This is a genomic window from Bradyrhizobium sp., from assembly GCF_052389815.1.
Classification (GTDB): domain Bacteria; phylum Pseudomonadota; class Alphaproteobacteria; order Rhizobiales; family Xanthobacteraceae; genus Bradyrhizobium.
Genome location: NZ_JBQTHN010000082.1, coordinates 97,629 through 114,620, shown reverse-complemented (window position 1 = coordinate 114,620; position 16,992 = coordinate 97,629). Strand labels below are relative to the sequence as shown.

18 protein-coding genes are annotated in these 16,992 nt (G+C 65.3%); 10 read left to right on the top strand and 8 right to left on the bottom strand.

Features of this window, described 5'->3' with window-relative positions; genetic code table 11:
• Positions 1–12 precede the first annotated feature (12 nt).
• Positions 13–1,158: an acyl-CoA dehydrogenase family protein gene (locus tag ACT4OC_RS14635; RefSeq protein ID WP_444839706.1), complete on the top strand. Its 1,146-nt coding sequence runs from the start codon at positions 13–15 to the stop codon at positions 1,156–1,158.
• Positions 1,159–1,165: 7 nt separating this feature from the next.
• The gene (locus ACT4OC_RS14630; protein ID WP_444839705.1) at positions 1,166–1,918 is read left to right on the top strand and encodes a glutathione S-transferase family protein; all 753 of its coding nucleotides are present in this window, start codon (positions 1,166–1,168) and stop codon (positions 1,916–1,918) included.
• A gap of 51 nt (positions 1,919–1,969) precedes the next feature.
• Here ACT4OC_RS14630 and ACT4OC_RS14625 read toward each other — a convergent pair whose 3' ends face one another.
• The 5 genes from ACT4OC_RS14625 to ACT4OC_RS14605 all read right to left on the bottom strand — a co-directional run bounded on the left by ACT4OC_RS14625 (position 1,970) and on the right by ACT4OC_RS14605 (position 6,172).
• Complete coding sequence (locus ACT4OC_RS14625) at positions 1,970–2,704, bottom strand: SDR family NAD(P)-dependent oxidoreductase (RefSeq protein WP_444839704.1); 735 nt, start codon at positions 2,702–2,704, stop codon at positions 1,970–1,972.
• 13 nt (positions 2,705–2,717) lie between these two features.
• A complete protein-coding gene (locus ACT4OC_RS14620) occupies positions 2,718–3,590 on the bottom strand; it encodes an EamA family transporter (RefSeq protein ID WP_444839703.1) in 873 nt (290 codons plus the stop codon).
• Positions 3,591–3,831: 241 nt separating this feature from the next.
• Positions 3,832–4,446: a class I SAM-dependent methyltransferase gene (locus tag ACT4OC_RS14615; protein ID WP_444839702.1), complete on the bottom strand. Its 615-nt coding sequence runs from the start codon at positions 4,444–4,446 to the stop codon at positions 3,832–3,834.
• 46 nt (positions 4,447–4,492) lie between these two features.
• A complete protein-coding gene (locus ACT4OC_RS14610; protein WP_444839701.1) occupies positions 4,493–5,314 on the bottom strand; it encodes an SDR family NAD(P)-dependent oxidoreductase in 822 nt (273 codons plus the stop codon).
• 24 nt (positions 5,315–5,338) lie between these two features.
• Positions 5,339–6,172, bottom strand: coding sequence for a MurR/RpiR family transcriptional regulator (locus tag ACT4OC_RS14605; RefSeq protein WP_444839700.1), 834 nt, complete (start codon positions 6,170–6,172; stop codon positions 5,339–5,341).
• A gap of 133 nt (positions 6,173–6,305) precedes the next feature.
• Here ACT4OC_RS14605 and ACT4OC_RS14600 point away from each other — a divergent pair, with 133 nt between their 5' ends.
• The 8 genes from ACT4OC_RS14600 (at position 6,306) to ACT4OC_RS14565 (ending at position 13,883) form a co-directional block, all read left to right on the top strand.
• Positions 6,306–7,598: an ABC transporter substrate-binding protein gene (locus tag ACT4OC_RS14600; protein ID WP_444839699.1), complete on the top strand. Its 1,293-nt coding sequence runs from the start codon at positions 6,306–6,308 to the stop codon at positions 7,596–7,598.
• Positions 7,599–7,692: 94 nt separating this feature from the next.
• Positions 7,693–8,613, top strand: a complete 921-nt coding sequence (locus ACT4OC_RS14595; RefSeq protein ID WP_444839698.1) for a branched-chain amino acid ABC transporter permease — start codon at positions 7,693–7,695, stop codon at positions 8,611–8,613.
• Positions 8,613–9,659, top strand: coding sequence for a branched-chain amino acid ABC transporter permease (locus ACT4OC_RS14590; protein ID WP_444839697.1), 1,047 nt, complete (start codon positions 8,613–8,615; stop codon positions 9,657–9,659). The genes ACT4OC_RS14595 and ACT4OC_RS14590 overlap by 1 nt, the downstream gene beginning before the upstream one ends.
• Positions 9,656–10,399: an ABC transporter ATP-binding protein gene (locus ACT4OC_RS14585; protein ID WP_444839696.1), complete on the top strand. Its 744-nt coding sequence runs from the start codon at positions 9,656–9,658 to the stop codon at positions 10,397–10,399. The genes ACT4OC_RS14590 and ACT4OC_RS14585 overlap by 4 nt, the downstream gene beginning before the upstream one ends.
• Positions 10,396–11,097, top strand: a complete 702-nt coding sequence (locus tag ACT4OC_RS14580; RefSeq protein ID WP_444839695.1) for an ABC transporter ATP-binding protein — start codon at positions 10,396–10,398, stop codon at positions 11,095–11,097. The genes ACT4OC_RS14585 and ACT4OC_RS14580 overlap by 4 nt, the downstream gene beginning before the upstream one ends.
• On the top strand, positions 11,097–11,741 hold the full coding sequence (locus ACT4OC_RS14575; protein WP_444839694.1) for an ATP-binding cassette domain-containing protein: 645 nt from the start codon (positions 11,097–11,099) through the stop codon (positions 11,739–11,741). Before ACT4OC_RS14580 ends, ACT4OC_RS14575 begins: the two co-directional genes overlap by 1 nt.
• A gap of 125 nt (positions 11,742–11,866) precedes the next feature.
• Positions 11,867–13,303 carry an NAD-dependent succinate-semialdehyde dehydrogenase gene (locus ACT4OC_RS14570; RefSeq protein WP_444839693.1) on the top strand — a complete coding sequence of 479 codons (1,437 nt, stop codon included), beginning with the start codon at positions 11,867–11,869 and terminating at the stop codon, positions 13,301–13,303.
• Between the two features lie 277 nt (positions 13,304–13,580).
• Positions 13,581–13,883 (top strand): HU family DNA-binding protein, encoded by a 303-nt coding sequence (locus ACT4OC_RS14565; protein ID WP_444839692.1) that lies wholly within the window; start codon positions 13,581–13,583, stop codon positions 13,881–13,883.
• Between the two features lie 61 nt (positions 13,884–13,944).
• Here the strand turns inward: ACT4OC_RS14565 and ACT4OC_RS14560 are convergent, their stop codons facing one another.
• The 3 genes from ACT4OC_RS14560 to ACT4OC_RS14550 all read right to left on the bottom strand — a co-directional run bounded on the left by ACT4OC_RS14560 (position 13,945) and on the right by ACT4OC_RS14550 (position 16,938).
• Positions 13,945–14,724, bottom strand: a complete 780-nt coding sequence (locus ACT4OC_RS14560) for an SDR family oxidoreductase (RefSeq protein ID WP_444839691.1) — start codon at positions 14,722–14,724, stop codon at positions 13,945–13,947.
• Positions 14,725–14,856: 132 nt separating this feature from the next.
• Positions 14,857–15,639 carry an alpha/beta fold hydrolase gene (locus tag ACT4OC_RS14555; RefSeq protein WP_444839690.1) on the bottom strand — a complete coding sequence of 261 codons (783 nt, stop codon included), beginning with the start codon at positions 15,637–15,639 and terminating at the stop codon, positions 14,857–14,859.
• Positions 15,640–15,642: 3 nt separating this feature from the next.
• Positions 15,643–16,938 carry an O-acetylhomoserine aminocarboxypropyltransferase gene (locus ACT4OC_RS14550; RefSeq protein WP_444839689.1) on the bottom strand — a complete coding sequence of 432 codons (1,296 nt, stop codon included), beginning with the start codon at positions 16,936–16,938 and terminating at the stop codon, positions 15,643–15,645.
• Positions 16,939–16,992: the final 54 nt, after the last annotated feature.

Genomic DNA, 16,992 nt, shown 5'->3' with positions numbered 1-16,992 from the left:
TGAGGAATTTCCATGCAGTATCGCTCTTCCTGGATGACCGAGGAACTGGACACCTTTCGCGACCAGTTCCGCAAATTCCTCGCCAAGGACCTGGCGCCGCACGCCGAGAAGTGGCGTAGCCAGAAGATGGTGGACCGCTCGGCCTGGCGGGGACTGGGCGAGATGGGCGCGCTCTTGCCAAGCATCCCGGAGGAATATGGCGGGCTGGGCGCGACTTTCGCCTATGAAGCCGCCGTGCTCGAAGACATCGAAAGCGTGGTGCCGGAAATGACCACGGGCGTTTCCGTCCACAGCCCCATCGTCGCGCATTACATTCTCAACTACGGCTCGGAGGAGCAGAAGAAGCGCTGGCTGCCGAAGATGACGACTGGCGAGATGGTCGGCGCCATCGCCATGACCGAGCCTGGCACCGGCTCCGATCTGCAGAGCGTCAAGACCACGGCGAAGAAGCAGGGCAATTCCTACGTCATCAACGGCCAGAAGACCTTCATCACCAACGGCCAGGCCGCCGATCTCGTCATCGTGGTGGCGCGCACCGGCGGGCCGGGCGGCAAGGGCCTGTCGCTGATCGTGGTGGAGACCGCCGGTGCGGAAGGCTACCGGCGCGGGCGCAACCTCGACAAGATCGGCCTGCACGCCTCCGACACGTCGGAGCTGTTCTTCGACAATGTCACGGTGCCCCCGGAAAACCTGCTCGGCAATGAGGAGGGCCAGGGCTTCGTGCAGCTGATGCAGCAATTGCCGCAGGAGCGGCTGTCGCTTGCCGTCGGCGCGGTCGCCTCTATGGAGCGCGCGGTGAAGATCACCGCCGAATACACCAAGGAGCGCACCGCGTTCGGCAAGCCGCTGCTGGAGTTCCAGAACACCGCCTTCAAGCTCGCCGAGCGCAAGACCGAAGCGATGATCGCCCGCGTCTTCGTCGACTGGTGCGTCGAGCGACTGGTTGCCGGCGACCTCGATACCGTTACCGCCTCGATGGCGAAATGGTGGTGCTCGCAGAAGCAGGTCGAGACCGCCGACGAATGTCTGCAGCTGCATGGCGGCTACGGCTACATGCAGGAATATCCGATCTCGCGCATGTTCATCGATTCCCGTATCCAGAAGATCTATGGCGGCACCAACGAGATCATGAAGCTGTTGATCGCGCGCTCGCTTTGATGACGATATGGGCGAGCTCACGATCATCGGAAACCACATATCTCCCTTCGTTCGCAAGGTGCTGGCGACCTGCGAGATCAAGGGGCTTGCATACCGGATCGACTCGATCGTGCCGTTTTTCGGCGGCGACCGCTTCGCCGCACTAAGTCCGCTGCGCCGCATTCCCGTGCTGATCGACGGCGATGTCGTCGTCAACGATTCCAGCGTGATCTGCGAATATCTGGAGGAGAAGTGGCCGCAGCCCGCGATATTGCCGGCCGATCCGGCGACTCGCGCGCGGTCGCGCTTTCTCGACGAATATGCCGATTCGCGCATGTCGGACGTGATGCTCTGGAAGATATTCGGACGTGCCGCTGTCGCTCCTGCCATCTTCGGGGTGCCGCGCGATCTCGATGCCATTCAGAACACGATGGTCTCGGAATTTCCGCTCGTCATGGACCAGCTCGAGGCTTGGGCGCCGGCCTCGGACTTCGTCTGCGGCGCGGCGGTGAGCGTTGCCGACCTCTCGGTTGTCGGCCATTTCGTCAACCTGCGCTGGGCGCGCGCGAGCTTTGACGCAGCGCGTTGGCCGAGGACCAGTGCATGGGTAGCGCGCGTGGAAGCGCAGACGCCGCTGGGACGCCTCAACGCGATCGGGGAAAAGCTGCTGCGTGTCCCGCCGACCGGCCACCGGCCGGTGCTGCAATCGCTGGGCGTCGCGATCTGCGAGGAAACGATGGGCGTCGAGGCGCCCGTGCGCGGCCCGATGACCGTCATCTGACGAGGCGTTTGGCAAGGCCGCCGGGCACAGTCGATCGTCGGCGCGTCTTGATCAGTTGAACGCCATGCCGCCGCTCATCGCGATCGTCTGGCCGGTCATGTAGGGGTTGTCGATCAGCATCAACACGGCCTTGGCGACTTCCTCCGGCTGGCCGAAGCGGCCGAGCGGGATGCGGCTGACGAGCTGCGGCTGGCCCTTCATCATGTCGGTCTCGATCAGCGAGGGCGCCACCGCATTGACGGTGATGCCATCCTTGACGAGGCGGGCGGCATAGCCGCGGGTCAGTCCCTCCAGGCCGGCCTTTGACGCATTGTAGTGCGGCCCGATCGCGCCGGCGCCGCGGGCAGCGCCCGAGGAGATGTTGACGATGCGTCCCCATCTTTTCGCTCGCATGCCCGGCAGCACGGCCTGCGTGCAGAGGAAAGCCGATTTCAGGTTCACCAGCATGGTCTGGTCGAAATCGGCTTCGGTGAGGTCATCGACGCCGCGGACGATGGCGATGCCGGCATTGTTGACGAGGATGTCGATGGGACCTAGCTCGCGGCTTGCGCGTTCGACCATCGCTGCGACCGCATCGGCTTTGGAGACGTCGGCACCGACAGCGATAGCGCCGCCACCGGCCTTGACGATGGTCCCGGCAAGGGCCTCGGCCTCGGCCGTCCGCTCGCGATAGTTGACCGCCACCGAGCAGCCGGCTTCGCCCAGCGCCTTGACGATCGCGGCGCCAATGCCGCGCGAGCCGCCGGTCACCAGCGCGACATGGCCGCGCAAACTGAATGTCCTCATCGGTCCCTCCGTCTCAGGCGGCCCCCAGCAGCACGACGCCCGCAATGATCGTGGCGCAGCCCCCGACGCGCCAGGCATTGACGGGCTCGCGCAGGATCAGCATGCCGAACATCGCGCCGATCATCATCGACATTTCGCGGGCCGGGGCCACCAGGCTGAGCGGGGCACCCATGGCCACGGCTGACAGCACCAGAATATAGGACAGCGGCGAGAACAGGCCGACGCCGACGGCGAGCCACCAATGGCCCTGCATGGCCTTCATCATCTGCGCGGGATTGCGCAGCATCACCGGCCCCAGCAGGAACAGACGCAGGAAGTTGGAGAACCAGTCGAGCAACACGGGATGAATGGCGAGCACTTTCACGCCATAGCCGTCGACCACCGTGTAGGCGGCGATCAGGGAGCCGGTGCTCAACCCCCAGCGCACGCCTTCCTGTCCCTTGGGCTGGCGGAAGGCGGCGAGATTGCCCTGGGTCGATATGCAGCCGATCCCTATGACGACCGCGATGAGGCCAAGCACGCCAAGCCAGGTCGGCGGCTCCTGCAACAGGATGAAGGCGCCGATCGAGGAGAACAGCGGGCCGGTGCCGCGCGCGATCGGGTAGACCACGCTGAGGTCGGCGACCTGATAGCCGCGCTGCAGGCACAGGCTGTAGCCGAGATGGATGATGGCGCTGGCGAGGAAGCAGAAGGCGATCGGCCAGCTCCAGATTTGCTCGCGGGTGGCGAGCAGCCAGATCACCCAGGGCAGGTACGCGACGGTCGCCACCAAATTGTAGGCCAGGACGAAAGCGGGGCCGGCAGCGGCCGCGCGTTTGGCGAGCAGGTTCCAGCTGGCATGGATGAGAGCTGCGACGACGACAAGGGAGAGGGGGACAAGCGACATGAGACCTCCGGGGCGCGGCGCCCGCAAGATTGATCTCGACGTCTCCTCCTCTGGGCTTTTTCCCCTCGGGTGCAGCCGCGGCTTTGTCGGGCCGCGGTCTCCGCAACGCTCGGACCTGCAACGGCAAAAACCGTCCGGAACCCTAGTTGCCACTCGGTCGATCGAGGAAAAATATCCTGCGAAGCGCCGGCAGGGTCAAGGCGCAATTGCCTGATATCACAGGACACTGTCTACCGCGCTGCTACTTCACGTGAGGCTTGAGCGCGGTGACGAACACCTCGTAGCGCACCGTCTTGCCGGCATATTGATGCGACGGCTTTGGCGCTTCCAGCAGGGGCGCCGCGCGCAGCGGCCACTTCAGCACCACGCGTTCCCGGGCCGTGGCGAGCGCGATCCGCATCAGCTCAGCCGCGTCTTCATCGGCGCCGACGATGCTGGAAAGCTGACGCATCTCCTTCTTTACCAGGGCGGTGTTGCGCCGCGGCGGATGCATGGGATCGACGATCACGACGTCGGGCTTCAATTCGGGAAGGAGATAACGGGCGTCGCCATGGACCAGCGTCATCCGGCCGACGACCTCTGCAAGCTCGGGGGATTCCATGGCGGCTCGGGCGAGAGCGTCCTTGAGCAGCGCATGCACTTCGGTGGAACGCTCGATCAACGTGACCATTGCCCCCGCCGATGCCAGCAGGAAGGCATCGCGGCCGAGACCGGCCGTGGCATCGACGATGCTGGGCATGTGATCGCGCTTGATCCCGGCGGCCCGGACCAGCGGATGGCCGCGCTCGCCGCTACGCCGGAAGCGATAGCCGACGGCGCCGCCGGAAAAATCGATACGCGGTTGGTCGGATGCCATGGCTGACCCTAGAGCAGAAAGGCAGGGACCCGTCAAAGGATCGCGGCTACCCCGGCCAGCACTGCCCGCCGCCGTCGACCCGCAACACCTGTCCCGAGACAAAGGCCGCCTGCGGTCCGGCAAAGAACTCGACCACGCGGGCGACCTCGTCGACGGTGGCGATGCGGTCCAGCGTGCCGCTCTCGACCATGCGTTTCTCGTCCACCGCCCGCGTGCCCAGGAAGCGGCCGGTGCGGGTGTCGCCCGGGGCGATGCAGTTCACCGCGATGTCGTAAGGCCGGAGCTGGTCGGCGAGGCAGCGGGTGTAATGGGTCATGCCGGCCTTCGCCACCGCATAGATGGAAGAATTGGTGCGGCCCTTGAAGGCGGCGACCGAGCCGATGGTGACGATGCGGCCGCTCCTGCGCTCCATCATGCCGCGCGCCACCGCCTGGCAGGTCAGGATGGTCGCGAGCAAATTGCGGTCGAGCACCGCGCGCACGTCTTCTTCCTTGATGTGGACGGCATCGTTCGGGTTCGGCTTGCCGCCGGCGGCTGCGATGTCGCCGCCGGCGTTGTGGACGAGGATGTCGATCGGCCCCAGTGCCTTTTCGGTCTCGGCGACCACGCGGGCGATGTCGTCGCTTCTGGTGAGGTCGCCGAGCACGCGATGGCTGCGGACGCCATATTGCTTGCCGATCTCCTGCGCGACCGCGGTCAGCGTCGTGCCCTCGCCATACTCGGCCGGGCCGTTCTCGCGCATGCCGTGGATGGCCACATTGGCGCCCATGTCAGCCAGCTTCTCGGCAAAGGCGCGGCCGAGGCCGCGGCCCGCGCCGGTGATGAGTGCGACCTTGCCGGCAAGCGTTTTTGTGTCATGCGAAACCATGATCTCGTTCTCCCGGGTTGGCCGTCAGTCCGACGAAAGGTCGAGGCCGATCGCGAGCGCCTGCACCAGGCACATCGGCGCGACCAGCGTGCGCAGCGCCGGCTCCGGCATGTCCTGGATCTCGAACACGACGCTGGCGCCCTCGACGATCGGGCTCAGCAGGCTGTCGGTGATGGAGATCGTGGGCACCCGCCGCGCGACCAGCTCGGGAAACAGCCGCGCGGTGTCGGGATAATAGTTGCGGAAGCTGATGGCGACCAGGGCGTCTTCGGACGTCGCGGCATGCGATTGCTCGTGAATGCTGCCGCCGAGGCCGTCGAGCAGCACGACGCGGCGGCCGAGCTTGCGCAGCACATAGGCCAGATGCGTGGCGACCGGGAACGAGCCGCCGAGGCCGAGCAGGTAGATATCGCGCGCTTTCGCAAGGATGGCGGTGGCGGCATCGAGCTCGCGGTTGTGCACGGACTGGCTGAGCGTCACCAGCGACGATTGCGCTTCCGACACGAAGCGCGACAGCACCGCCGCCGGCTTGCGGCCGAGCACCGACTTCTCCTCGCTCTTCATGCGCGCCAGGCGCGCCTTGTAGCTCGGCGCCACGCCGGCGACGAGGCGGTTGCGGAACACCTGCTGCATCTCGGTGAAGCCGCCGAAGCCGAGCGCATGCGCGAAGCGGACGATCGCCGAAGGCGGCGCGCCGGATCGCTGCGCCACTTCCGCCACCGTGCCGAGCGCGACGTCGGTCGGATGATCGAGCACGAACTCGGCGATCTGTTGCAGGCGGCCGGACAGCGCGCGGTGCCGCTGCGCGATGGCGCCGCGCAGCTCGTCATAGCTCATGGCGCCGGATGGCTTGTTCATCGGGGAGGTCACTCCGGATCGGGTCATCCCTTTTAGCGGTATTCCATCATTCGGATCAAATATTCCACTTTACATACAAAATGGAATAGATATTCTATGGTCCAACAAGAAAAACTTTTCAAGGGAGGGAGCCATGAAGCGACATCGGGTTTCGCGGCGGAGTGTTTTGAAGGGCACGCTGATGGCGAGCGTCATCGGCGGCAGCGGCAGCTTCTTCGGGCCGTGGAAGGAGAATCGCGCGTTCGCGCAAGGAGCGAAGCCGATCAAGCTGGGGCTGACCTGCGATGCCAGCGGTCAGTACGGCAACAGCGGCCAGGACGATCTGCGCGGCATCAAGATGGCGATCGAGGAGTTCAACGCCAAGGGCGGGGTGCTCGGCCGCAAGGTCACCTGGACGACGGCGGACACGGAGACGACGCCCGCCACCGGCAGCCGAATCGCCGAGCGCTTCATCACGCGCGAGGACTGCACCATCCTGATCGGCGCGGTCCATTCCGGCGTCGCCAACGCCATCACCCAGGTGGCGGCCAAGTACGGCGTGATCTACCTCAACACAAATTCCTCGGCGCCCAGCGAGGCCGGCGAGAACTGCTCCCGCATCAAGTTCGTATGGGACGGCAACGGCACCAACTTCTCCAAGGCCTCTGTGAAGAACGCCGTCGATTCCATCGGCAAGAAATGGATGCTGCTGACCAACGACTACGTCTGGGGGCACACCACCTCGGCCGCGACCAAGACACAGGTCGAAGGCGCCGGCGGCAAGATCGTGGACAATCTGCTGGTGCCGCAGAACACCCGCGACTTCACCGCGTATCTGCTGAAGATCCAGCAGGCCAAGCCCGACGTGGTGGCGACCGCGATCGGCGGCGACGACATCAAGGCGCTGCGCGAGCAGGTCGCCCAGCTCAAGCTCGACGGCAAGCCGGCCTGGATCAACAACCAGCAGGACTGGCCCGACGTGTGGGGCTCGCCCGACAGCCTGTTCGGCGTGTTCGGCACCACCTGGTATCACAAGCTGCCGCTGCCCGGTGTCGCCGACTTCGTGAAGAAGTGGCAGGCCGCCAACAAGGACGGGCCGATCCCGGTGCCCGGCAACGTCTCCTACAACGGCTACATGGCGACGCGCGAGCTGTTGCGTGCGATCGAGCGGGCGGGCTCCACCAACAACGTCAAGATCATCAAGGAGCTCGAGAACCTGAAGATATCGGCGACCGAGCGCATGCAGCATTTCGACGCCTACATGGACCCCGCGACGCACCAGATGCAGCAGACGATCTATCTGGCGCGCCGCAACGCCAAGCCGGCCGACAAGACCGATCTCTTCGAGATCATAAGCTGGACCGAGCCGAAGGTTGCAAAGGACGACGCCGCGGCCGGGAAGTGCAAGCTCGTTCCTTACGAGCAGGTGCCGATGGTCGATTCCTGACGCCGGCCGTCATCTTTGCGTCGTGCGGCGCGCATCCGGCGCGCCGCCGCTTCGGGCTGTCCCGAACGGCGACAGTTTCTGCAGGGCCAAGAGCGTGTTCGACCTTCTGCCGCATATCCTCAACGGCCTGACGCTGGGCCTTCTGTTCGCGCTGATCGCGCTCGGCTTCATGCTGATCGTCGGGCTGATGGAGCAGATCAACCTGGCGCACGGTTCGCTGTTCGCGCTCGGCGCCTACATCGCCGTGCAGATGATGGGACCGCGCCCGCCGCTTCCGGCGGACCTCGCGAGTGCCTGGCTCGCTTTGCCGCTGGGCTGGCGCTACGCGGCGACGCTGATCATCGCGCCCGTCATCGTCAGTTTCGTCGGCGGGATCATCGAGTTCTGCATGCGGCGGACCTATGGCAAGGACCCGTTGTACGGGTTGCTGCTGACGTTCGGCGCGGCGATGGTGATCGAGGAACTGATCCGCCTGGTGTGGGGCACGCGCGACTATGTGCTGCAGGTGCCGCAGGCTGTCAGCGGCGGCTTCCTGTTCGGAGACCTGATCTGGTCGACTTATCGCTTCTACGCGGCAGGCATCGCCGCCGGCATCATCGCGCTGGTCTGGCTGCTGATCGAAAAGACCCCGTTTGGCGCCACGGTGAAGGCCGGCGCGCATGACAGCGAGATCGTGCGTGCGCTCGGCATCAACCTGTCGCGGCTGCGCCTTCTCGTATTCATGTTCGGCACCGTGCTGGCGGCGCTAGCCGGCATCATCGTTGCGCCGATCTGGGGCGTGCGTCCGCACATGGGCGTCGATGCCGTCATCCCGGCATTCCTGGTGATCGTGCTCGGCGGCGTCGGCAGCTTCTGGGGCGCGGTCGTTGCCGGGCTGCTGGTCGGCCTCTGTGTCGGGCTTTCCGGCGCCTATGCGTCGGAGTGGTCGCTGCTGTCGATGTACATCCTGCTCGTCGCCGTCGTCACGTTCCGGGCGCGCGGCCTCTGGGGCAAGAAGAGCGTGCTCGAGGCCTGATGATGATTGCCGCCCCCACCAATTCGCCGGATGCGGCGCGCCTCGTCACTCCGGCGATGCTCGTGCTCTGGCTCGTGCTCGCGACCGTGCCGGTCTGGATTTCCCGCATCGGGCTCTATCCTTATCTCGGCATCGAGATTCTGATCTGGTCGCTCTATGCGCTAGCATTCAATCTCGTGCTGGGGACGGCGGGTCTGCCGTCGTTCGGCCATGGCGCCTATTTCGGGATCGGCGCCTACGCGTTCGGCCTGTGCCAGTTCGATCTTGTCGCCAACCTCTGGATCTGTCTTGCGGCCGCGGCGATCGTCGCGGGATTGGCCGGCGCGCTGGTGGCGCTGTTCATCTCGCACCGGCGCGGCATCTACTATGCGTTCATGACCATCGCATTCGGCCAGATCTTCTGGACAGTGGCGATCAAGTGGCATGGTGTCACCGGCGGCGAGGATGGCCTGCTCAAGATCAGGCGGTTGCCGGCGGATTTCGGCTTCGTCTCGTTCGATCTCGCCGACAATGTCGCCTTCTATTATTTCGTGCTGGCGGTGTTCGCGATCGGCATCGCCGCGCTGTGGCGGCTGGTGAATTCGCCCTACGGCCGCATCGTCGCCGCGATCCGCCAGAGCGAGATCCGTGCATCGCATCTCGGCTACAATGTCTGGCTCTACAAGGCTTCGGTCTTCACCCTTTCGGCGGCGATCTCCGGATTTGCCGGCGGCCTGTTCGCGATGGCGCAGCTCGCAGCGTTCCCCGACGTCATGAGCCTGCATCAATCGGGCTACGTCGTGATGATGACGCTGGTCGGCGGCGGCCTCGTCAGCTTCTGGGGGCCGGTGATCGGCGTGTTCGTGTTCCTGATCGCGCGCGACGTGATCGGCGCGCTGACCAACGCCTGGATGCTCTATTTCGGCCTCCTGTTCATGGCGATCGTGCTGTTCCGCCCGGAGGGGATTGCCGGCGCGATCTCGGCGGCGCTGCAACGCCGCTCGCTGGGTGCCTTGCGCGAGCGCGGCCATTCCGCAATGCGCCTTTTGTTCGGGGGCGGGCGATGAGCATGATCGAGGCCTCGGGCGTGCATGTCCGCTTCGGCGACCGCGTGGTGCTGGAAAGCGTCGACCTCGCGGTGGGCGAGGGCGAGTTTCACGGTGTCATGGGACCGAACGGCGCCGGCAAGACCACCTTCTTCAACGTGCTGACCGGCCGCGTGAAGCCGAGCCGCGGCTCGATCCGGCTCGGCGGCGAGGATGTCACGGGCCTGAGCCCGCACAGGATCGCCGCCAAGGGCGTCGCCCGCTCCTTCCAGATCATGACGCTGTTCGACGAATACTCCGCCCTCGACAACGTCATGATGGGATTGCCGGCGTTTCGCGCGCGGGGCTTTGACGGCTGGCAGGCCGCCGCAGCCGATCGTCGATTCGCCGACAAGGCATCGGAGGCGCTCGCGGCCGTGGGTCTGGCCGAAAAGGCCGACGTCCGCGCCAAAGACCTTTCCTACGGCGACCGGCGCGCGCTGGAGATTGCGGTAGCGCTGGCGCAGGAGCCGCGCGTGCTGTGCCTGGACGAGCCGACCTCCGGCCTCGGCTCCGACGGCGTTCAACGCCTGACGGCGCTGGTCGGCCGGCTCAAGGGCAAGCTGACCATCGTTGCGATCGAGCACGACATGGAGTTTCTGTTCTCGCTGGCGGACCGCATATCCGTGATCCACTGGGGACAGGTGGTGGCGCGCGGCACGCCGCACGAGCTGCAGCAGAACGAATGGGTCAGGCGCTCCAATCTCGGGAGGTTCGCATGATCCTCGAAGTCGACGGCGTCGATACCTTCTACGGTGAAACCCAGGTGCTGTTCGGCGCTTCGCTCGCCATCGAGCAAGCGAAGGTGTTTGCCCTGCTGGGTCCGAACGGCGCCGGCAAGACCACCATGCTCCGCTCGATCCTCGGCCTGACGCGTCCGCGCCGCGGAATGGTCAAGTTCGACGGCCGCGACGTGACCAGAAGCGCCACGCATGAGGTCGCGCAGGCCGGAGTCGGCTGGGTGCCGGACGACCGGCGGCTGTGTCCGACGCTGACCGTGGCGCGCAACCTCGGCATCGCGCAAAAGCGCACCCGGTTCCGCAACTGGAGCGTCAAGGAAGCCTGCGCAATTTTCTCGCCGCTGGAATATCTGATGGAACGCGAATGCGAAAATCTCTCCGGGGGCGAGATGCAGATGGTGGCGATCGCGCGGGCGCTGGTCGGCTCGCCTGGCCTCGTGCTGTTCGATGAGCCGAGCCAGGGCCTGGCGCCCAAGATCGTCGGCGACGTGCTTTCGACCATTCTGCGGATGAAGGAAGGGGGCATCGCCTCCCTCGTGGTCGAGCAGAATGCGGAGATCGCGCTGTCGGTAGCCGATCATGCCGCGGTGATCGACCGCGGCCGCATCGTCTGGAGCGGCGAGGCCGCAATCCTTCGCGACGATCGTGCGCTGCGCCAACGACTGCTTGGAGTTCAATAATGGCCGCGCCCCTGCTGGTTCTCGACGGAGTTCGCAAGGTCTATACGCGAGGCCGGATCGTGCGTCGCCCGACGTTCACCCTGAAGGCCGACCTCGCGCTGGAGGAGCCCGGGATCGTCGGGGTCGTCGGGCCCAACGGCGCCGGCAAGACGACGCTGTTCGAGATGATGACCGGCTCCAATGCGCCGACGTCCGGCCGGGTGCTCGTCGCCGGCACCGATATCCACCGTGTCAAATATCGCGAGCGCGACCGGCTGGCGATCCATTATCACCAGTCCTACCAGGTGCGGCGCTTTCGCAAGCGCGTGCCGTCGGTTTTCCTGGCGCCGTCGCCGACCGCCTCGCCGCTGGTGCATCTGTTCGACGAGCCGCAGTTCAACCTGCAGGACGGCTATATCGGCTTCATGCTGGATTTCTTCCGCAAGCTGCGGGGGGAAGGAAAGCTGGTGGTGCTTTGCATGCATCCGACGGCCGGCTGGCATCTGGAAATCCTCGCCGAGATCGCCGGGCAGTTTCTCTTCGTCGCCGACGGCGGCGTGACGCGGAAGCCGGATTTCCGTGCTCTGGTGGCCGAGCCGCGCTTCCGCGTCTATCTCGGGCCGAATTTGACAGGGGCCGCCGAAGCCATCGCTGGCTCGCAATAGTGACCAGGTGAGTCGCAGGAAACCGGCGGTTTTCTCACCTAGCCTACTCCCGGAGGTCAGTCTAAAAGGGAGCCCGTCCCACCATCCATTCCAACGCAAAATCAACAACACAGGGAGAGAGTCCGTTGGCCTATTCCAACACGCAATTGTTCATCGGCGGCAAGTGGCGGCCGGCCCAGTCGGGGAAGGTGATCGAAGTGGTCAACCCCGCCACCGAGGAGGTGATCGGTACCGTCGCCCATGCCGGCAAGGCGGACCTCGACGAGGCGCTGGCGGCCGCCGCCGCCGGCTTCAAGGTCTGGCGTGCGGTCGCGCCGTTCGAGCGCTGCCGCATCATGCGTAAGGCGGCCGCCATCATGCGCGAGCGCAATGACGAGATCGCGCCGCTGCTGACCATGGAGCAGGGCAAGACGCTGGCCGAAGCCAAGATGGAGGCGATGGCGGCTGCCGACGTGATCGAGTGGTTTGCCGAAGAAGGCAAGCGCTCCTATGGCCGCGTCATTCCGGCGCGCGGGCCCGGCATCTACCAGCTTTCGCTTCGCGAGCCGGTCGGTCCGGTCGCAGCGTTCACGCCGTGGAATTTCCCGATCAACCAGGTGGTGCGCAAGCTCTCCGCCGCGCTCGCCGCCGGCTGCTCGATCATCGTCAAGGCGCCGGAGGAGACGCCGGCTTCGCCCGCGCAGTTGATCCGCGCCTTCGTCGATGCCGGCGTGCCCGACGGTGTGATCAATCTCGTTTATGGCGTGCCCGCGGAAATCTCCGAATACCTGATCCCGCATCCGGTGATCCGCAAGATCTCCTTCACCGGTTCGACCTCGGTCGGCAAGCAGCTCAGCGCGCTCGCCGGCCTGCACATGAAGCGCGCCACCATGGAGCTCGGCGGCCATGCCCCGGCGATGGTGTTCAAGGATGCCGACGTCGCCACCGCGGCGAAGATCCTGGTGGCCGCGAAGTATCGCAATGCCGGCCAGGTCTGCATCTCGCCGACCCGCATGCTGGTGCAGGACGACGTGTTCAAGGAGTTCGTCGCCAAGTTCGTCGAAGGCGCCAAGGCGGTCAAGGTCGGCAACGGCATGGATGCCGGCTCCACCATGGGCTCGCTTGCCAATCCGCGCCGCGTCACCGCCATCGAGGGCATGGTGCAGGATGCGGTCAGCCAGGGCGCCAAGCTCGAGACCGGCGGCCACCGCGTCGGCAACAAGGGCTACTTCTTCGAGCCGACCGTGGTCTCGGACGTGCCGAAGACCGCGCGGGCCATGAACGAGGAGCCGTTCGGCCCGCTGGCGCTGATCTCGCGCTTCTCCAGTCTCGACGAGGTGGTCGAGGAGGCGAACCGGCTGCCGTTTGGTCTTGCCTCCTACGCCTTCACCAGCTCGACCAAGACTGCGACCGCGATCGGCTCGCAGGTCGAGGCCGGCATGATGTCGATCAACAGCTTCGGACTGGCGCTGCCCGAGGTGCCGTTCGGCGGCGTGAAGGACTCCGGCTACGGCTCCGAGGGGGGCACCGAGGCCATGGAGGCCTACTTCAACATCAAGTTCATCACGCAGACCGGAGTCTGAGCGGCTCGCTCGAGCGAGCAGAATCGACCAAAGGCCGCGCCCGCAAATCGCCGGGCGCGGCTTTTTTATAGGGTTTTTTCAGCGAATCACTTTGCCGCGTGTTAGGGAAGCCAGGCTGCGGAACAAGCGGCTGCGCGAGAATCCGCGGCAAAATAAGGCATTTCTCGCACTGCGACGGCGCATTTTTGCGAAGATTGCTGTGCAGAATGTCGAAAAAGCCTGTTTTTCTAGGCGTTTTCAGCCATATCGTGCGGTTTCCAGAATCAATGGAGCAATCATGGCCACCCAACTGTCTAAGTCGCAGCTGATCGAAAAGATCGCGACCTCCACCGAGCTCTCCAAGCGTGACGTCAAGAATGTGATGGATTCGCTGGTGGACGTCGGTCACAAGGAGCTCAAGAAGAACGGCCTCTTCCTGGTGCCGGGCTTCGCCAAGTTCGTCGTGATCAAGAAGCCCGCGACCAAGGCGCGCAAGGGCACCAACCCCTTCACGGGCGAGGAGATGATGTTCAAGGCCAAGCCGGCCCGGAAGATCGTCAGGGCCCGCCCGGTCAAGGCCGCCAAGGACGCAGTCGCCTGATAACGAAAAGGCCCCCGGCGACGGGGGTCTTTTTGCTTGAGCAGTCCCGCGAGGTGCTGGCTCAGACCACCGGCGATCGGCCGCCATCGACATTGATGGCGGTGCCGGTGATGTAGGATCCCTGGTCCGACGCCAGCAGGCAGGCGAGGTTGGCGAACTCCTCCGCCGTGCCCATCCGCCCCAGCGGGACGGCCTTGGCGAGATCGCGGGTGAACGCCTCGAAATCCGTCTCCGGCGCCGTCTTGGCGTGCCGCTGCACCCATTGATCGCTGACGATCAGGCCGACCAGCATCGCATTGACCAGGATGTTGTGTGCGGCGCCTTCGTTCGCCATCGCCTTGGTCAGCGCCATCCCGGCCGCGCGCGAGACCGAGGTGGGTGTGGAAGCAGCGGCCGGCGCCTTGGCGCCGATGTTGAGCACGTTGACGATACGGCCCCATTTGCGCTCCTTCATGCCGGGCCAGACCAGCCGCGACAGGCGGATTGCCGCAAACAGCTTCAGCTCGAGGTCTTCCTGCCAGATTGCATCGGTGACGCTCTCGAACGGCATTGCGCGCGAGGTGCCGGCATTGTTGACGAGGATATCGACCTTGCCGTGGGCCTTCACGATCCGCTCGTAGGTTGCGGAAATATCTGACGCTTTCGAGACGTCGCAAACGTAATCGTGAACCTGAAGGCCGTCCTTCGCGAGCGCTTCACGCGCTGCCTTCAGGTCGGCCGCGCCACGCGCGAGGATCGCGACTTTCGCACCCGACTCGGCAAAGCGGCGCGCCACCGCAATGCCGATGCCCTTGCTGCCGCCGGTGACGACGGCCACGCGATCCTTCATCGTGATCTGCATGTTGTTTCCTTTTGTTTGAGATCGGGCGTCATTGCGAGCGAAGCGAAGCAATCCATGTTGCCGCATAGAGAATAGAGAAAGGTGGATTGCTTCGTCGCTGTCGCTCCTCGCAATGACGGTGGGGACCAGCGGTCAGTTCTTCAGTGCCTCCAGCAATTCATCGGGCCGCTCCGCCATCATCATGTGCCCCGCGCCAGGTAGAATCACGGTGCGCGAATTCGGCACCGCTGATGCCAGCGCCTTGCCCGCTTTGGCCGGGGTCATCATGTCGCGCTCGCCGACAATGACGGTGGTCGGCACCGCGATGCCAGCCGCCGCGGTCAGCGCATTCTGGTAGGCATTGCAGGCCGCGAGGTCGTTGAACAGCACGCCCGGGCGGCAATTCTGCAGCACGCGCTGCGCGCCGCTGTGCATCCACAGGCCCGGCGCGAGGCTGCCGCCGAGCTCGGCCTTGAAGCCGAGGCCCCAGATCGAGACCATGTCGATGGCGGCGGGGTCGTTGGCCTCGGCGGCCTTGAGGAGGTCCGGACCGACCGTCATGGTCGCGGCGGTGCCGATCAGGCTGAGGCCTGAAACCCTGGCCGGATGCCGCGCCGCGGTCTCCAGCGAAATCAGCGAGCCCATGGAATGGCCGACGAGCCTGGCCTTCGGCGCCTTGGCGGCATCGAGCAGGGCTGCGATCCAGTCCGCCATGTCTGGTATGGTCGGCAGCGGCTTCCCGCCGGAGCGGCCATGGCCGGGGAGATCAGGCGCCAGCACGGAATAGCCGTGATGGGCGAACCAGCGGCTGTGCAGCGCCCAGGTCGAGTGGTCGAAGCCGGCGCCGTGGATCATCACGACAGCGGGCAGGGACGGATCGAACGGCTTGCCGCCGGTCGCGACGAACACATCGTTTCCATTGACCGATAGCTGCATGGCTCAAACCCTTTGCGAGGCGCGCAGCGCCTGTCCGAGATCGTCGATGATGTCCTGGGCATTCTCGATGCCGACCGAGAGCCGCACCAGCTCCTCGCCGACGCCGGCGGCCTTGAGCTGCGCCGCGTCCATCTGCTGGTGCGTGGTAGAGGCGGGATGGATCACCAGCGTCTTGGCGTCCCCGACGTTGGCGAGATGACTGATCATGCGCAGGGACTCGATGAACTTCTTGCCCGCCGGCCTTCCGCCCTTGATGCCGAAGCTGACGATGGAGCCGGCGCCATGCGGCAGCAGCTGCTTGGCCAGCAGATGATCCGGATGATCTTCCAGCGCCGGATGCAGCACCCACGCGACGCCCTTGTTTGATTTCAGGAATTGCAGCACGGCTAGCGTGTTCGCCATATGGCGTTCCATGCGCACCCCCAGCGTTTCCACGCCCTGCAGCAGGTGGAAGGCGTTGGTCGGCGACAGGCACGCGCCGAAATCGCGCAATCCTTCCGTGCGCGCCCGCATGATGAAGGCCGCTTGGCCGAATTGCTCGTCGAAGACGATGCCGTGATAGCCGGCATAGGGCTCGGTCATCTGCGGGAATTTGCCGGACGCGTGCCAGTCGAAGCGGCCGCCGTCGATCAGAACGCCGCCGATGGCGATGCCATGGCCGCCGATCCATTTGGTGGCGGAATGCATCACGAGGTCGGCGCCGTGCTCGATCGGCTTGCTGAGATAGGGCGTGGCAAAGGTGTTGTCGATCAATAGCGGGATTTTCGCGTCATGCGCGATTTGCGCCACCGCGGGGATATCCAGAACTTCCAGGCCGGGATTGCCGATGGTTTCGGCAATGACGAGCCGTGTGTTCGGCCGGATCGCGGCGCGGAACTCGTCCAGCGCGCGCGGCTTGACGAACGTCGTGGTGATGCCGAAACGGGGCAGGGTATGCGCCAGGAGGTTGATGGTGCCGCCATAGAGCGAGGCGGAGGCCACGATGTGGTCGCCGGCGTTCATCAGCGTGGCGATGCCGAGGTGCATCGCCGCCATGCCGCTCGCGGTGCACACCGCACCGACGCCGTTCTCCAGCGCCGACAGCCGCTCCTCGAGCACCGCGGTGGTGGGGTTGGAGATGCGGGTATAGATGTGGCCGGCGCGCTCCAGGTTGAACAGCGCCGCGGCGTGATCGGAATCCTGGAAGACGTAGGACGTCGTCTGGTAGATCGGCACCGCGCGCGCGCCGGTCGCGGGATCGGGGTGCTGGCCCGCATGCAGGCTCAGGGTTTCGAAGGCAGGCGGCTTGGGTGCTGGCATATGAGCGGTCTCGCAAGTGGGCAGGAAATTGCCGTGGGTTTTGCCACATCGGGA

What these genes read in the sequence shown, in the direction of transcription:
- ACT4OC_RS14635 (WP_444839706.1), top strand. Translation starts at nt 13, where the DNA reads ATGCAGTATCGCTCTTCCTGGATGACCGAGGAACTGGACACCTTTCGC.
- ACT4OC_RS14630 (WP_444839705.1), top strand. Translation starts at nt 1,166, where the DNA reads ATGGGCGAGCTCACGATCATCGGAAACCACATATCTCCCTTCGTTCGC.
- ACT4OC_RS14625 (WP_444839704.1), bottom strand. Translation starts at nt 2,704, where the DNA reads ATGAGGACATTCAGTTTGCGCGGCCATGTCGCGCTGGTGACCGGCGGC.
- ACT4OC_RS14620 (WP_444839703.1), bottom strand. Translation starts at nt 3,590, where the DNA reads ATGTCGCTTGTCCCCCTCTCCCTTGTCGTCGTCGCAGCTCTCATCCAT.
- ACT4OC_RS14615 (WP_444839702.1), bottom strand. Translation starts at nt 4,446, where the DNA reads ATGGCATCCGACCAACCGCGTATCGATTTTTCCGGCGGCGCCGTCGGC.
- ACT4OC_RS14610 (WP_444839701.1), bottom strand. Translation starts at nt 5,314, where the DNA reads ATGGTTTCGCATGACACAAAAACGCTTGCCGGCAAGGTCGCACTCATC.
- ACT4OC_RS14605 (WP_444839700.1), bottom strand. Translation starts at nt 6,172, where the DNA reads ATGAACAAGCCATCCGGCGCCATGAGCTATGACGAGCTGCGCGGCGCC.
- ACT4OC_RS14600 (WP_444839699.1), top strand. Translation starts at nt 6,306, where the DNA reads ATGAAGCGACATCGGGTTTCGCGGCGGAGTGTTTTGAAGGGCACGCTG.
- ACT4OC_RS14590 (WP_444839697.1), top strand. Translation starts at nt 8,613, where the DNA reads ATGATGATTGCCGCCCCCACCAATTCGCCGGATGCGGCGCGCCTCGTC.
- ACT4OC_RS14585 (WP_444839696.1), top strand. Translation starts at nt 9,656, where the DNA reads ATGAGCATGATCGAGGCCTCGGGCGTGCATGTCCGCTTCGGCGACCGC.
- ACT4OC_RS14580 (WP_444839695.1), top strand. Translation starts at nt 10,396, where the DNA reads ATGATCCTCGAAGTCGACGGCGTCGATACCTTCTACGGTGAAACCCAG.
- ACT4OC_RS14575 (WP_444839694.1), top strand. Translation starts at nt 11,097, where the DNA reads ATGGCCGCGCCCCTGCTGGTTCTCGACGGAGTTCGCAAGGTCTATACG.
- ACT4OC_RS14565 (WP_444839692.1), top strand. Translation starts at nt 13,581, where the DNA reads ATGGCCACCCAACTGTCTAAGTCGCAGCTGATCGAAAAGATCGCGACC.
- ACT4OC_RS14560 (WP_444839691.1), bottom strand. Translation starts at nt 14,724, where the DNA reads ATGCAGATCACGATGAAGGATCGCGTGGCCGTCGTCACCGGCGGCAGC.
- ACT4OC_RS14555 (WP_444839690.1), bottom strand. Translation starts at nt 15,639, where the DNA reads ATGCAGCTATCGGTCAATGGAAACGATGTGTTCGTCGCGACCGGCGGC.
- ACT4OC_RS14550 (WP_444839689.1), bottom strand. Translation starts at nt 16,938, where the DNA reads ATGCCAGCACCCAAGCCGCCTGCCTTCGAAACCCTGAGCCTGCATGCG.